This is a genomic window from Streptomyces sp. NBC_01460 (assembly GCF_036227405.1).
Lineage (GTDB): Bacteria > Actinomycetota > Actinomycetes > Streptomycetales > Streptomycetaceae > Streptomyces.
The window spans coordinates 6,811,585-6,824,651 of record NZ_CP109473.1; the positions used below are offsets into that span (position 1 = coordinate 6,811,585).

Genomic DNA, 13,067 nt, shown 5'->3' on the forward strand with positions numbered 1-13,067 from the left:
TCACTCCACCCGGGGCGGCGGCGCGGCGTTCGCGGTCGCCAGCGGCGAGCGGGCGAGGACCACGCAGCCGACGGCGATCAGGGCCAGCCCGGCCAGCTGGGGCAGGAGCCACCACCCGGTACGCAGCTCCTCGCCGAACAGGGTCACCCCGTAGGCGATGCTGATCAGGGCGTCCCCGAGCGTCAGCATCGGCTGCACCGCGACCAGCGAACCGGCCTGGAGCGCGTTCTGGAGGAGGAACAGCGCGCCCACACCGGCCACCGCCGTGGCGTACAGCTGCCACGCCGTCAGCAGGGCGACCGCGCCGTCGCTCTCCAGCCGCGCCATGGCGTCCTTCATCAGCGCCGCGGTCAGTGCGTACCCGCAGGCCGCGGCGAGGCCCAGCAGCGCGGCACGGGCGTTGCCCCGGGTGCCGAGTGCCGTCACGATCAGCACGGCCTCGAAGATCCCGGTCGCCACCAGCGCCGGGATCCAGGCCGCCCCCTGCACGTCGTCGCTGCCGCCGGCCGGCGCGGCAGCCGCCATGCCGAGCGCCAGGCCGGCCGTCACCGCGGCCACCCCGGCCCAGACCGGGCGCGGGACCCCCACCCGCATGACGAACCCGGCGACGACCAGGGTGGCGGGCAGCTCGATCACGAAGATCGGCTGGACCACGGCGATGGGACCCGTGGCCAGCGCCACCGCCTGGCACACGGCCGCGACGATCACGAGCCCGATCCCGGCGAGCCACACCCTCTGCCGCAGCAGATGCCCGATCAGCGACAGGCGCATCGCCTCGCTGTCGGGCACCTCCAGGGCGGCGCGGCGCTGCAGCACCGAGGCGGTGCCGTTGCTGAGGGCGGTGAGGACGGCGAACAGGACGCTGATCACCGCCCCATCATGAGGGCGGGCACCCCGCAGTCCGTGGTGGAGCGGACCGGTGGGGGTGTCGCCGGTTCCGGGCCGGCACCGCGGGGTGCCCGCGTAGTCTGCGGACCATGGTCTCCGGAAACGCTCCCGTGCTCTCCACCCGCGCGCTCAACAGGGCCACGATGGAGCGTCAGTTGCTGCTGAGCCGTGCCGACGTGCCGGTGAAGGAAGCCGTCGGCCGTCTGGTGGGGCTGCAGGCCCAGAACACCCGGCCGCCCTACTTCCAGCTCTTCTCCCGGCTCGAGGGCTTCGCCCCGGCGGCGCTCTCGGAGCTGATGGAGTCCCGTGAGGTGGTCAGGATCGTCACCCTGCGCTCGACCATCCACACCCACACCGCGGAGGACGCCCTCACGCTGCGCCCCCTCGTCCAGCCGGCGCGCGACCGGGAGCTGAACATCTTCCGGAGCGGGCTCACCGGGGTGGACCTGGACCGGCTCTCCTCGCTCGCCACGGAACTGGTCGAGGAACGGCCCCGCACGATGAAGGAGTTGCGGGAGGAGCTGCGCGTCCACTGGCCGGACGCCGACCCGCAGTCGCTCGGGGTCGCCGCCCGCTGCAGGCTGCCGCTCGTCCAGGTCACGCCGCGGGGGCTGTGGGGCCGCAGCGGGCAGGTCGCCCTCACGACCGCCGGGCACTGGCTGGACAGCCCGCCGCAGCCGGCGGCCTCGCCCGACACGATCGTGCTGCGCTACCTCGGTGCCTTCGGCCCGGCCTCGGTGAAGGACTTCCAGATGTGGGCCGGGCTCACCCGGATGCGGGAGGTCTTCGAGCGCCTGCGACCCGGCCTGGTCACCTTCCGCGACGAGAACGGCGTCGAACTCTTCGACCTGCCCGACGCCCCCCGCCCCGACCCGGAGACCCCGGCCCCGCCGCGCTTCCTCCCGGAGTTCGACAACGTCCTGCTCGGCCACGCCGACCGCACCCGGGTGATCCCGTCCGCGTACAAGGGGCGCAACGGCGTGGGCAACCAGGCCTACGGGACCGTCCTGGCCGACGGCTTCCTGGCGGCGCTCTGGCGCCTCGACGAGAGGGCGGACCACGCGACGGTCACGGTGCAGGCCCTGGGAGACCTCGGCCCGGCGACGCGCGAGGCGATCACCCAGGAGGCCGTGGACATGCTGGGCGTCATGACCCGGGCCCCCGCCCATGACATCCGGTTCGCCACGTTCGTCGACTTCGGGGAGTGAGCCACCTCGGTCCGCCCGGCTGAGTCACGGGGACACGACGCCCTCTGCCGGCTACGGCAGCAGCCCCGCACGGCGGGCCGCGACCACGGCCTCCAGCCGGGTGTGCGCCCCCAGTTTCCGCATCGCCGACCGCAGGTAGCTCTTCACCGTCTCGGGCCTCAGCCCCAGGCGCCCTGCCGCTGTGGCGTTCGTCGCCCCCGACGCGACGCAGGCGATCACATCCACCTCGCGCGGCGCGAGCCGCACCGGCCCGGCGGACGGACCGCGCTCCGGCCCCGCGGCCGACGCAAGCCGCCCGCACACCGCGAGCAACTCCTCGCGCAACGCCGGGTCCACGATCTTCGGGGCCAGGGCGCGCAGCTCGCGATGCGCCTCGCGGACGCCCTCCCAGGTGCCGGCTCCGGTACCGGGATCGGTGATCCGCTCCCTGGTCGACGCCAGGAGGTGCTGCACCTCGTCACGGACGGCCAGTGCCTGCTCCACGTCCCGGGCCGACGAGGCGACCGCGTCGAACGTACGGTCCCCGAGCGTGAGGGGCTCGCGCAGTGCTCCGTACAGCACACCGCGCACCGTCCGGCGCACGACGACGGGCACCGCGACGACCGAGCGGAGGCCCTCCGCGGCGACGGCCGTGTCGTACTCGTGGCTGATGTGGCGCGACGAGGGGTAGTCCGTGACGGCACACGGCCGCGACAGGGCGATCGCCTTCCCGCCGAGCCCGCTCCCCGCGGAGATGACGAGCCCCCGCAGCGCGGGCGTCTGCGCCCCGCTGAGCTCGGCGATCCGGGCGTGGCGGGCGTCGGACAGCAGTCCGCCGAAGACGACGGGCAGCCCGCTCGTCCGCCGCAGGCTCAGCAGGGCGGACCGCAGTTCGGTCGCCTCGCCCGGTTCCGGCACGCCGATGACTCCCCGCTCCGTCGGCCCACCCCCGTTCGGGGGTGGTGAGATCTGGGTCACTGTTCGCATGATGGTAAAGGACGGGTTCGCGACGAGGAGGGCACATGCCGGCAACGAGTGCGACGGAGAGGTTCCGGGCGGCCCGGGACTTCCTGATCGAGCACCGTGAGGACTACACCGCGGCGTACGAGGGCTTCGCATGGCCCCGGCCCGACCACTTCAACTGGGCACTCGACTGGTTCGACGTCATCGCCCGGGACAACGACCGCACCGCCCTGCACATCGTGGAGGAGGACGGCGGGCGCACCGAGGTCTCCTTCGCCCGGATGGCGGCCCGCTCCGACCGGGCCGCGAACTGGCTGCGGGAGCAGGGCGTGGCCGCCGGTGACCGGATCCTCGTCATGCTGGGCAACCAGGTCGAGCTGTGGGAGACGGCGCTGGCCGCGATGAAGCTGCGCGCCGTCGTCATCCCCGCCACCCCGATGCTGGGGCCGGTGGACCTGCGTGACCGGGTCGAGCGCGGCAGGGTCCGTCATGTCCTCGTACGGTCGGCGGACGCGGCGAAGTTCGACGAGGTGCCCGGCGACTACACCCGGATCGCCGTCGGGGACGACGTCGAGGGCTGGCTCTCGTACGGCGGCGCCGACGAGGCGTCGGAGAGGTTCACGCCCGACCGGGAGACGGACGCCGACGAACCCCTGATGCTCTACTTCACCTCCGGCACCACGGCCAGCCCGAAACTCGTCGAGCACACCCATGTCTCGTACCCCGTGGGTCACTTGTCCACGATGTACTGGATCGGCCTCAAGCCCGGCGACGTCCATCTGAACATCTCCTCACCCGGCTGGGCGAAGCACGCCTGGTCGAACCTCTTCGCGCCGTGGAGCGCCGAGGCCACCGTCTTCATCTTCAACTACACGCGGTTCGACGCCGCCCGGCTGATGGCGGAGATGGACCGCTCGGCGATCACCAGCTTCTGCGCCCCGCCGACGGTCTGGCGGATGCTCATCCAGGCCGACCTCGCGCAGCTGAAGACACCGCCGCGCGAGGTCGTCGCGGCCGGTGAGCCGCTCAACCCCGAGGTCATCGAGAGCGTCCGGCGGGCCTGGGGCGTCACCATCCGCGACGGCTTCGGCCAGACCGAGACCGCCGTCCAGGTGGCCAACACCCCGGGACAGCTGCTCAAGGCGGGTTCCATGGGGCGGCCCAGTCCCGGGTTCAAGGTCGAGCTGCTGGATCCGGTCTCGGGCGAGCCGGGCGCGGCGGAGGGAGAGATCTCCCTCGATCTGTCAGCGGCCCCGGTCGGCCTGATGACGGGCTACCACGGCGACCCGGACCGCACGGCCGAGGCCATGGCGGGCGGCTACTACCGCACGGGCGACATCGGCTCCCGGGACGCGGACGGCTACATCACCTATGTCGGCCGGGCCGACGACGTGTTCAAGGCCTCCGACTACAAGATCTCGCCTTTCGAGCTGGAGAGCGCCCTGCTGGAGCACGAGGCGGTCGTGGAGGCCGCGGTCGTGCCCGCCCCCGACCCGGTGCGGCTCTCGGTGCCGAAGGCGTACGTCGTGCTCGCCGACGGCTGGGAGCCGGGGCCCGCCACGGCCAAGGTGCTCTTCGAGCACTCCAGGTCGGTCCTCGCCCCGTACAAGCGCATCCGGCGGCTGGAGTTCGCCGAACTGCCCAAGACCGTCTCGGGGAAGATCCGCAGGATCGAGCTGCGCGAACGCACGGCGCGGGGGACCGGCACCGAGTTCGACGAGGGGGACCTGCGATGAGCGGCCTCTCCTACGCGCACGGCACGAGCACCACGGCCCTGCTCGGCGACACCATCGGGCGCAACCTGGACCGGGCCGTCGAGGCCTTCGGGGAGCGGGAGGCCCTGGTCGACGTGGTGTCGGGACGCCGGTGGACGTACGCCGCGTTCGGTGCGGCCGTCGACGAGCTGGCGCGCGGGCTGATGGCGTCCGGGGTGGCCAAGGGCGACCGCGTCGGCATCTGGGCGGTCAACTGCCCCGAGTGGGTCCTCGTCCAGTACGCCACGGCCCGGATCGGCGCCGTCATGGTCACCATCAATCCGGCCTACCGCGCGCACGAGCTGGCGTACGTGCTCCGGCAGGCCGGGATCTCCGTGCTGGCCGCCTCGCTCGCCCACCGCACGAGCGACTACCGGTCCCTCGTCGAGCAGGTCCACGCGGACTGCCCCGCCCTGCGGTCAGTCCACTACATCGGCGATCCGTCCTGGGACGAGCTGACGGCCGCCGCGAGGTCCGTGACCCCGGAACAACTGGCTTCGCGTGAGGCTGAGTTGTCGTGCGACGACCCGATCAACATCCAGTACACCTCGGGAACCACCGGATTCCCCAAGGGAGCCACGCTCTCCCACCACAACATCCTCAACAACGGTTACTTCGTCGGGGAGATGGTCGCCTACACGGAACACGACCGGGTCTGTCTGCCCGTGCCCTTCTACCACTGCTTCGAATGGTTCGCCTTCGGGGTATGTGCTGGCGAGATGACTACTCCATGAATGCTGAGTTCCTGTCAAGCCCAGGTGCCTGGAATGTGACGCAGTCCACAACGGCAGGAAGAGCCCCGACCCCTCGCGTGATGTGCGAGAGAGTCGGGGCTCTGGTCTGTCTGATGCCTGACTGGCCAGCCGCTGAGCGCCTGCCTGCCAGCCGTTGCGGCGTCGCCGGGCTCTCGCTCGCTCGCGTTCTCGTCGTAGCTCAGCGCGCCGTCTGACCCGCCCTCGGTCATGGGCGTGGCGCGGGACGGTAGCGCACGGCCGGAGGGGGGTGGGGAGTGACCCCTTGGAAGCGTTCTTCCCGACCGCCAAGTCTTACCGGCCGGGATCTTGCCACGGTTTCAGGGTTGACGCCGAGCCTGCTCACGCCTACGCCAGAGCCGAGAAGACGGCCGCGAGAAGGACGGACACACCGCTGAAGAGCAAGGCGAGGACTGACATCAGGTCCGAAATCGACCGAACGGGACCACGTCGGATTTTGACATCGACCAGCGGCGCCGCCGTGCAGCGCACCTTTGCGTCTGGCCCATCCAGTAGGAGGGTGACCTCGAAGACCTGCTTACGTGCCAAGAGGGATGGTGGAATCTCTACGACGGTCGGCCTGGTCGCGAAAAGGTTTACCGAAGGGGCGATCGTCCCGGCCGGAGAGGATTTCATTCCGAGCACCCCAACCACCTGTGCGCCGAAATCGAACCTCAGTGAGTCGTTACCGTGAAACTGTGACTGCGTAATGTCGCGGCGCCCAGAATTCCGGAGCCTCAGCTCGACGATCCGAGGGGATGCAACAGGGGAGCCGTTGTGGGTCAGTTCCAACGTTCCCGCACCGGTCTGCGCGGCGATGAGGAGGGGCACGCTGGGGCCTGTGCCGAAGTCAAGGCGCCGTTTCGGGTTTGCGGCCCGCAGTGTGGCAAACGCCCCCAAGGCCCCAATCATGAGAGCAGCAAGCGTGGTGATGGCGAACTGCCAGAAGGACCATGTCTCGTACCAGGCCGAAGCCGACATCAGCATGGTCCAGATTGTAGACGTCAACTCGCCTCTATCCGCACGTGGTTGGGCTCAGTCGCGCAAGCCGAGGGTGCCGCCGTCGAGAGCTTGGCGGACGTGTCCACGACTCAGCTTCAGCTCGGGGTTGGCGGCGGCGAAGAGACGCAGCCGGCCGAGCGGGGAGTCGGGGGACGGGGGCTCCGTGGCCAGCTCGGCGGCAGCGGTCTGGAGGGCAAAGCCAACGTGACGGTCAGGCTGGCTCTTCCTCGGCCGTGAACGCCCCGGTCCCGTAGCGCGCCATCGCCTCGCGGCGCTCCTTCAAGTACTCGGCTTGGATGTCCTCGGCCGTGACCCCGACGCTCTCCATCACGGGGTGAAGGACCCTCTCGCTGAAGCGCTCATCCGTCTGAGTGAACAGTCGGCAGTCCGCCTTCAGGTCTGCGCACAGCTTGGCCCTGCTTGCCTGGGCGATCGTCTCTTGGATGCGCTCGCGCCAGAAGTTGTGAACCAGAAAGTTGCGCCGCTTCAGGCTGTTGGTGAGGTCGTTGCCGACTTCCGGGTAGGCGGTGGTGTGCGCCTCCACTCGCTTGATGAGCTTCCCCATCATGTCTTTGAAGCCCTGAGCCCAGGGGTCGCGCATGAGCTGCTCCCCCTGCTCCCTTGCCGAGACGATTTTGGTGATCGCGAGCAAGTTCACGAGCGAGTGTTCGAGAACGTTGGCCTTGTAGATGGCCAGCCCGAAGAGGGCGTACAGGGTCTTGTGGTCCGTGCCGTTGTCGTACTCGTCGTCCGGCTCCGGCTCCTCATGCCAGGTCGGCAGGTGCCTGACCACATACAGTTCGTCCATCCCTTCAGTGTGGCGACAAGGCGGGCCAACTCGTACTGAATTCCTGCGACTTGGTTACCGTCCTGCGCCAGCTGGCCGATCCACGGGGGCGGAGGTGCCTGACCTGGGACTGAAGCCAGGCACCGGCCCATCGCCCCGAGAAATGCGGGGGTCCGGTCGACTCAAGCGGCCATCGCCTCGATGATGGCGGCGCCCAGGGGGACGCCGGTACGGCGCTGCGCCTGCCAGGCATCGAACCTGCGATGGCACGACTTCGCCAACGGTGCGTAGTGGTCAGGGCTGACGGAGTACAGGCAGGCGGTCTCGTCGACCTTCGCCGCCGGATCGGTCCCGAGGTACGCCCAGTCAGTGGCCTGTCGGCCACAGCCGCAAGCACACTTCCACTCGGCAGCCTTGCCGTGCTCGCGAGTCACTCGGTTGTGGGCACCGACGTACGAGACGTCGTCGCCCTTCCAGGGACGCGAGGAATGGGAGCGCAACGGCTTGTCGGCCTGCGGATCGCCGTGCACGCGGACACGCTGACCGTGCGCCAGACAGAGGCCGCGCACGCGATGCGGCCGGCCGCACGACTCGATGCCGCACAGCTTGCGTCCATCGGCGGTGACGATCGGGGAGTAGTCGTTCATGGGGTGCTTTACCTCCTTGGGTAGGGCCGCCTGTCGGCGGCACTGGGTAGAGAGCCAGCGGCGTACGGGATGTACGCGACGGCGAAGGGATGCAGGTAATGCACTGCGAGCCCGAGGCTCCGCCAGGAGCCGACAGGCGGCAGTCCTCGAAAGAGCGCAAGCGGCTTCGGGAAGTGGGGCCCACGGCCCCAGAGAACAAGCGGGCAAGGCGGCTTCCGGAAGTCCCGGCCTACCGGCCGGGCTCAGGTGGAGACGCTTCGAGGCTCCGCCTCGCCGTTGCCGAAGACAGACTGTGTCGGTCCGCGCGGAGGCTCCGCCAGGAGCCGAGCACGACCGTGCTCTGACTCTGGGACTTCCTACTCTGGCCAAAACTCGGAGTGGATCGGCTGAGCGCCGGGCTCTCTACTCTGGCCAAAAGTTCTCGACGAGCAGGGCTTCCTACTCTGGCCAAAAGTTCTCAGGCCGCTTCGTCGAGCCAGTCGTCAACGTCGACCCCACCCAGCCACTCCGTGGCCCGGTCTCCGGGCTCCAGGCTGAACGTCGTCTTCGCTCCACGCTTGGCGCCGATCGTCTCGACCGCCAGCCACCCGGACTTGACGAGCGCCTGAACGCCTCGCTCGGTGTATGCGCGCTCTCGACCGGCGCTGTCCCGGACGCCCACGGCATCGGCCAGCGAGCGCCACGGAACGGTTACGCGGGAGTCCTCGCCGCAGAGTCGGGCAAGCTGCTTCGCCACCAGTTGGCCGCTGCGAGGTACGCACTGGATCACGTCGGCGTACCACCGGGACGCCTGCCCGGTCGGCGGGTAGTGCTCGGCCGCCAGGGCGTACCCGCGCTTCCGCAGCCTGGCTCGGTTCTCCTCGATCTTGGGGAACAGGTCTTCCAGCACGGGTCACCGCACCGGCCGGGCGAGCTGCCAGGTGTCGTATCCGAGGCGCCGGAGGAACCCCTCTTCCTGAAGGGAGCGAAGCCCGGACTCGAACTCGGCTGCGGGGATGGAGCACTTCCGGGCCAGCTTCCGAGGGGAGAGCCGGAACGGATCGCTCGCGGGGAGCGTGAGGTAGCGGGACGTATGGCCGACCCAGGAAGGGGCGGCGGGGTTGGTCTTGGGCACGGGTGTGCGACCTCCTTCAAGAGGCCGAGGCAGCACGTAGCTACGCCTCGGCGCGGTGATGGTTGATCGCGTGTCCGTTCACGCTCGGGGTGCCCTCGGCTTCCCCTGCCAGCCCCTCGGGATGGCGGCCTCTCTCGGAGTGGCCAGCTCAACCGCCGTCGCGCGGCGTGAGCTACGGTGCGCCTCGAAGAGGCGGAAGAGAGTTTCTACATGATGCTGACTGATCCGGCCAACTTCGCACCAGTCGGCAATCTGACAGCCGAGCATGATCTCGGGGAGCTTCGAACGGTTGAAGGTGTCCTTCTGCCAGGCAGGTCCGAGGTATTGGGGCTCCAGGGCGTCAATCTCTTCGGGAGTGAGCGGCGTAATGGCTGCCATTTCTCACCCTCGAAATCATGCCCTTCACCTGCGTGTTGGCGCTCCAGGGGCAAGCTGCTGTATCGTCAGACGCCGGAAAGGAGAAGAAATCTTGGCGGGTGACAACGTCAAAATTTCTTTTTCTGGAGTGAAAATGAATACTGAATACTGGGCGATCGTCGGTGCGGTCTCAATGGCCGCGCTGGTGGTGTTCGAGCGAGTCCTCGACCGGATTCCACCGATCGCCAAGAAGGCCGTCGTGGCTGTCCGGTCCATCCGCGCTGTAGCGGATGAGTTCAGGAAGAAGCGCGAATGACCTACCGTCTGCCCCTGCCTTGTGGTGGGGGCATGCGGCGTTCAAGGGTCTGTCGTCTGACTTGCCTTGAACGTGAAGTCTCGGTTCCCTGGTGGTTGGCCAGGGGTGGCGTCTTGCCGAGCGAGAGGGGGCTCCTTGCGCTCGACGAGCGGGTAGGGCGCTGGCCGAGCGAAGCGTGGTCACGGCGCCAGCATCTCGGCCACCTCGACGAGCAACCAGGCCGGTACACCCGAGCCGGAGACGGGGCAGTAGCGCCCGTCGGCTGTGTGACGGAAGAGGAGTCGGCCGGTACCTACCGGCAAATCGACAATGGTGCCGACCGGCAGGTTCGACAGCTCGGGTGCCGTTGTCTTGCGGACGTCGAGGTATGCCTTACGACTCATGCGTGACACTCCCTCGCGCCGGTCGGACACACGTGTGACCGGTCGCCACAAAGGGCGCTCCGGCAGGCATTTTCAGGTACGACAGGTAGAGGTCGAGCGCCTGTGTGACGACTTCGGCTGTCGTCGTACTGCCGGTCATGCGCTGAGTCTCTGCGAGTTGCTCGCGTGTGACGTCGGTGTGGCGGACGGAGATCGTTGTCTTACTCATGCTGGTGGTTTCCTCCTTGGGGCATGACGAAGAGGCGCCCCCTGCGTGACGGGGCGCCTCTCTGTTGGTCGAGCTTGGTCAGTCGGTCTTACGCGCCGGTGCTCCCGGTGTGACGAGCAGATCGGCGGTTGCACGTACGAGCGTGACGAGAGCGGCGATGTAGGCGACGAGAGCGACGACTGTCATGCGGGGTTGCCTCCTGTGTGTGACAGCCCTTGATCGGGCCGTTCAGCACCGCCCCCGGAAGCGGACCATTCCAGGGGCGACACTCAACGGCCGATCAGAGGCTCATCGGCCCAGGCCCATGAAGATGTCCATGCCGCTCTGCGGGCCGGTGGACAGCGTGGGTCGCCTGGACGCGTACCAGTCGTCACGCCGAGCCTTCAGCTCGGGGTCGACGTTCGGATCCTCGATCTGCTTCACAGTGAAGCGGACCTCATCCTTCTCCAAGCCGTCCCCCACGCTCCGCATGAGGACGTTCAGGGAGTCGGGGTTCAGAACCTCTCCGCCAACCTTCCGCAGGGCCCGGACAATGCGCTCAGGGACGATGTCGCGGTGCTCGGGGCGTCGGTACAGGGTGACGGTGACCGTTGCGCTGTAGGTGACGCCAGGAACGATGTCGCGGCGCTTGTACTGCCGGTCCGTGTACGTGCCGTCCCAGGAGCTTTCCGACTGGCTGACGATCAGGACCGGAGCGTCGGCCTCGGTCGGCACGAGGGCGCGCACGTCGGCGAAGGTCGAGAACACCTGCGCGGCGGGGAAGGTGTTCGCCTCCAGGAGAGCGGACGCCACCGCCTTCGCCACCTTCTTGTCGGACGGGGGAAGGGCGCGCTCGGCGCGCTGGATGCGCGGGTCCTCGCCGTCAGGATTGGTGTTGTTGATGTGCTTGTTCGCGAGGAGCTTTGCGCGCTCCTCGGCCGCGAGGGCTTCGGCGAACTCGGCCGGGGTCGCCGTCTCGATGCCTCGGGCGAAGCGGGCCCTCATGCCCTGCACCACGCCGGTCGCCTCGTAGTAGGCATCGTTCCATCGCTCGATGTTGTCGCGGAGCTCGGAGAGCTCCGTCTGTGCCTTGCTCGCCTTGAGGGCGGCGTCACGCTCGGCCGCCGTGATGGCGTCGGCGAAGGACTTGGTCGTCGTCTTGGTGGTAGCCACTGCGGTTGTGCTCCTTCGGTTGATGTGCATACAGAAACCCCCTGGCATCGGGCCAGAGGGCGTGTAGTTCAGGGGTGAGTCGTGGTCGGCCGGAACGGCCGGCTCGGGGTCAGCGGCGACGTCTGCGCCAGGCGGCGTAAGCCGCAGACCACTCGTCGAAGTTTTCGTAGATCCACTCGGTATTCAGCGCGGTTGCTGGCCGGAGCGTCGGTTCGTGGTGGACCGCCTCGGGGAGCTTGCCCTCGATCCGGCAATGGAAGGCGAAGAGGCGGACGAGCATGTGACGCTCACCGAGCCAATCCGCCGCAACCGAGGTCGGCGCCCAGTAGCCGGTAGAGCGTTGGGTCATCGAGCGCCACGCTCCTTGACGGCACGGGCGATGACGTCTTCGCGGTAGACGATCGTTCCGCCGACGCGCACGTACGCGGGGCCTCGCCCTTCCGAGCGCCAGACCCTCATCGTGGCCGGAGCGATGCCGAGCCGACGAGCGGCTTCCGGGGTGGTCAGGTACTTCCCATCGAGATCCACTTGCGGGACCTCCCTTCACGTAGACAGCGGTGATGTTCTGTTGAGAGCAAATGAGAGAAGCCCTGCCGACTACCCAGGAGGCGGGAGGTGTCGGCAGGGCTTCGGTCACGAGGAGCACTCGGCGGGAGGAGTGACACCGGGCTCGACTCGGGGATGACAGGGTGAGAGAGGCCCTGTCGTTGAAGGCTTGGGGGTAAGTGGCTTCGGCTTGCGGCCCCGCCAGGGGCCCAGCCTCTACGGCGCTTGGTCGCTCGCTCCTCTACCTACAAAGAGCCATCGAGCAGGGCGGAAGTCAGGACGCTTTCGACGTGACGCCAATCATGCTTGCCGTTGGGGTCGCTCGGCTGCGCCTCGCTCCTACTTACTGATACGGAGCGAGCGGGCCGTGAGTCAGGGTGCGGCCGGCGTGACGCCAGTCACGCTCAATGCCGGGGTCGCTCGGCTGCGCCTCGCTCCCCCTACTTACAAGTCCGGATGAGCGGGACGCTTGTCCGGGTCGCTTCGCCGTGACCCCGGTCACCTGCCGCCCGAGGAATGAAAGGCCCTCACTTACTGGTAGGAGTTGATCAAGGAAAAGTCCGCATCGATCGCAGAAGAGAGACGCAGCTCACACGGGAGCCCCTGCCGGCCACGGGGGAGGCCGACAGGGGCTCTACGCCCGACACGCCTCGGAGTCTCGCTCGCCGTCCCGAGGGGGGGCCGGAGCTCTACTCGGCCCGCTCGACGAGAGCGAAGGAAGTGCAGAGGCGCCGGAAGCTCCCATGCCCTGTCCGGCCGGTATGGCTCATGCACTCGATGTCGACGGCCGCGCCGTCCGTCGAGGGCGACGCCTTCCACTCACACTCGTACGCCAGACACTCGGCCTCGAAGGTGACGTCCGTATCCGGGTGCTGCGTGATCCGGTGCTTCACGAAGCGGACGATGGAGCGGGCCAACGCCCCCTCCTCGTTCGGTGCGGGTGGTTGCGGATCTCCACATCGGCGTCTGTCGCTCCCGACAGATCCCCTCTGTCCCGTGCCGCCTGTCGTT

At 68.6% G+C, this 13,067-nt stretch carries 15 protein-coding genes and 1 pseudogene; 4 read left to right on the plus strand and 12 right to left on the minus strand.

Going from position 1 to position 13,067, the window contains the following annotated elements:
• Entirely contained in the window at nucleotides 1-870 is an 870-nt protein-coding gene (locus OG488_RS30655; protein ID WP_329234678.1) for a DMT family transporter, read from the minus strand.
• A 107-nt stretch (nucleotides 871-977) separates the two neighbouring features.
• Here OG488_RS30655 and OG488_RS30660 point away from each other — a divergent pair, with 107 nt between their 5' ends.
• Nucleotides 978-2,096 carry a winged helix DNA-binding domain-containing protein gene (locus OG488_RS30660; RefSeq protein ID WP_329234681.1) on the plus strand — a complete coding sequence of 373 codons (1,119 nt, stop codon included), beginning with the start codon at nucleotides 978-980 and terminating at the stop codon, nucleotides 2,094-2,096.
• A 51-nt stretch (nucleotides 2,097-2,147) separates the two neighbouring features.
• Here the strand turns inward: OG488_RS30660 and OG488_RS30665 are convergent, their stop codons facing one another.
• The gene (locus OG488_RS30665) at nucleotides 2,148-2,993 is read right to left on the minus strand and encodes a helix-turn-helix transcriptional regulator (protein WP_329234684.1); all 846 of its coding nucleotides are present in this window, start codon (nucleotides 2,991-2,993) and stop codon (nucleotides 2,148-2,150) included.
• Between the two features lie 104 nt (nucleotides 2,994-3,097).
• Between OG488_RS30665 and OG488_RS30670 the strand changes: the two genes are divergently transcribed.
• Together OG488_RS30670 and OG488_RS30675 are read left to right on the plus strand one after the other, a co-directional pair.
• Nucleotides 3,098-4,774 carry an AMP-binding protein gene (locus tag OG488_RS30670; protein ID WP_329234687.1) on the plus strand — a complete coding sequence of 559 codons (1,677 nt, stop codon included), beginning with the start codon at nucleotides 3,098-3,100 and terminating at the stop codon, nucleotides 4,772-4,774.
• Nucleotides 4,771-5,478, plus strand: a pseudogene (locus OG488_RS30675) (AMP-binding protein); the annotation flags it as partial. The gene OG488_RS30670 and the pseudogene OG488_RS30675, both read left to right, overlap by 4 nt.
• A gap of 414 nt (nucleotides 5,479-5,892) precedes the next feature.
• Here the strand turns inward: OG488_RS30675 and OG488_RS30680 are convergent.
• From OG488_RS30680 to OG488_RS30700, 5 genes are all read right to left on the minus strand, one after another.
• Nucleotides 5,893-6,531 (minus strand): hypothetical protein, encoded by a 639-nt coding sequence (locus OG488_RS30680; protein ID WP_329234692.1) that lies wholly within the window; start codon nucleotides 6,529-6,531, stop codon nucleotides 5,893-5,895.
• 226 nt (nucleotides 6,532-6,757) lie between these two features.
• On the minus strand, nucleotides 6,758-7,354 hold the full coding sequence (locus OG488_RS30685; RefSeq protein ID WP_329234695.1) for a hypothetical protein: 597 nt from the start codon (nucleotides 7,352-7,354) through the stop codon (nucleotides 6,758-6,760).
• Between the two features lie 161 nt (nucleotides 7,355-7,515).
• Nucleotides 7,516-7,980 (minus strand): hypothetical protein, encoded by a 465-nt coding sequence (locus OG488_RS30690; RefSeq protein WP_329234698.1) that lies wholly within the window; start codon nucleotides 7,978-7,980, stop codon nucleotides 7,516-7,518.
• Nucleotides 7,981-8,437: 457 nt separating this feature from the next.
• Nucleotides 8,438-8,869, minus strand: a complete 432-nt coding sequence (locus OG488_RS30695) for a hypothetical protein (RefSeq protein WP_329234701.1) — start codon at nucleotides 8,867-8,869, stop codon at nucleotides 8,438-8,440.
• A 3-nt stretch (nucleotides 8,870-8,872) separates the two neighbouring features.
• Nucleotides 8,873-9,094, minus strand: coding sequence for a hypothetical protein (locus tag OG488_RS30700; RefSeq protein WP_329234704.1), 222 nt, complete (start codon nucleotides 9,092-9,094; stop codon nucleotides 8,873-8,875).
• A gap of 469 nt (nucleotides 9,095-9,563) precedes the next feature.
• Between OG488_RS30700 and OG488_RS30705 the strand changes: the two genes are divergently transcribed.
• Entirely contained in the window at nucleotides 9,564-9,767 is a 204-nt protein-coding gene (locus OG488_RS30705) for a hypothetical protein (RefSeq protein ID WP_329234707.1), read from the plus strand.
• 179 nt (nucleotides 9,768-9,946) lie between these two features.
• On the opposite strand, the gene OG488_RS30710 is transcribed toward OG488_RS30705, so the two are convergent.
• The 5 genes from OG488_RS30710 to OG488_RS30730 all read right to left on the minus strand — a co-directional run bounded on the left by OG488_RS30710 (nucleotide 9,947) and on the right by OG488_RS30730 (nucleotide 12,973).
• A complete protein-coding gene (locus OG488_RS30710; RefSeq protein ID WP_329234709.1) occupies nucleotides 9,947-10,150 on the minus strand; it encodes a hypothetical protein in 204 nt (67 codons plus the stop codon).
• A gap of 496 nt (nucleotides 10,151-10,646) precedes the next feature.
• On the minus strand, nucleotides 10,647-11,510 hold the full coding sequence (locus tag OG488_RS30715) for a hypothetical protein (protein WP_329234712.1): 864 nt from the start codon (nucleotides 11,508-11,510) through the stop codon (nucleotides 10,647-10,649).
• A gap of 109 nt (nucleotides 11,511-11,619) precedes the next feature.
• A complete protein-coding gene (locus OG488_RS30720) occupies nucleotides 11,620-11,859 on the minus strand; it encodes a hypothetical protein (protein ID WP_329234714.1) in 240 nt (79 codons plus the stop codon).
• Nucleotides 11,856-12,038 carry a helix-turn-helix transcriptional regulator gene (locus OG488_RS30725; RefSeq protein ID WP_329234716.1) on the minus strand — a complete coding sequence of 61 codons (183 nt, stop codon included), beginning with the start codon at nucleotides 12,036-12,038 and terminating at the stop codon, nucleotides 11,856-11,858. Before OG488_RS30725 ends, OG488_RS30720 begins: the two co-directional genes overlap by 4 nt.
• A 707-nt stretch (nucleotides 12,039-12,745) precedes the next feature.
• Nucleotides 12,746-12,973, minus strand: coding sequence for a DUF7848 domain-containing protein (locus OG488_RS30730; RefSeq protein WP_329234719.1), 228 nt, complete (start codon nucleotides 12,971-12,973; stop codon nucleotides 12,746-12,748).
• Nucleotides 12,974-13,067 lie beyond the last annotated feature (94 nt).

Excerpts from the sequence above, each read along its gene's own strand:
- OG488_RS30660 (WP_329234681.1), top strand. The coding sequence starts at position 978 with ATGGTCTCCGGAAACGCTCCCGTGCTCTCCACCCGCGCGCTCAACAGG.
- OG488_RS30670 (WP_329234687.1), top strand. The coding sequence starts at position 3,098 with ATGCCGGCAACGAGTGCGACGGAGAGGTTCCGGGCGGCCCGGGACTTC.
- OG488_RS30680 (WP_329234692.1), bottom strand. The coding sequence starts at position 6,531 with ATGCTGATGTCGGCTTCGGCCTGGTACGAGACATGGTCCTTCTGGCAG.
- OG488_RS30685 (WP_329234695.1), bottom strand. The coding sequence starts at position 7,354 with ATGGACGAACTGTATGTGGTCAGGCACCTGCCGACCTGGCATGAGGAG.
- OG488_RS30690 (WP_329234698.1), bottom strand. The coding sequence starts at position 7,980 with ATGAACGACTACTCCCCGATCGTCACCGCCGATGGACGCAAGCTGTGC.
- OG488_RS30710 (WP_329234709.1), bottom strand. The coding sequence starts at position 10,150 with ATGAGTCGTAAGGCATACCTCGACGTCCGCAAGACAACGGCACCCGAG.
- OG488_RS30720 (WP_329234714.1), bottom strand. The coding sequence starts at position 11,859 with ATGACCCAACGCTCTACCGGCTACTGGGCGCCGACCTCGGTTGCGGCG.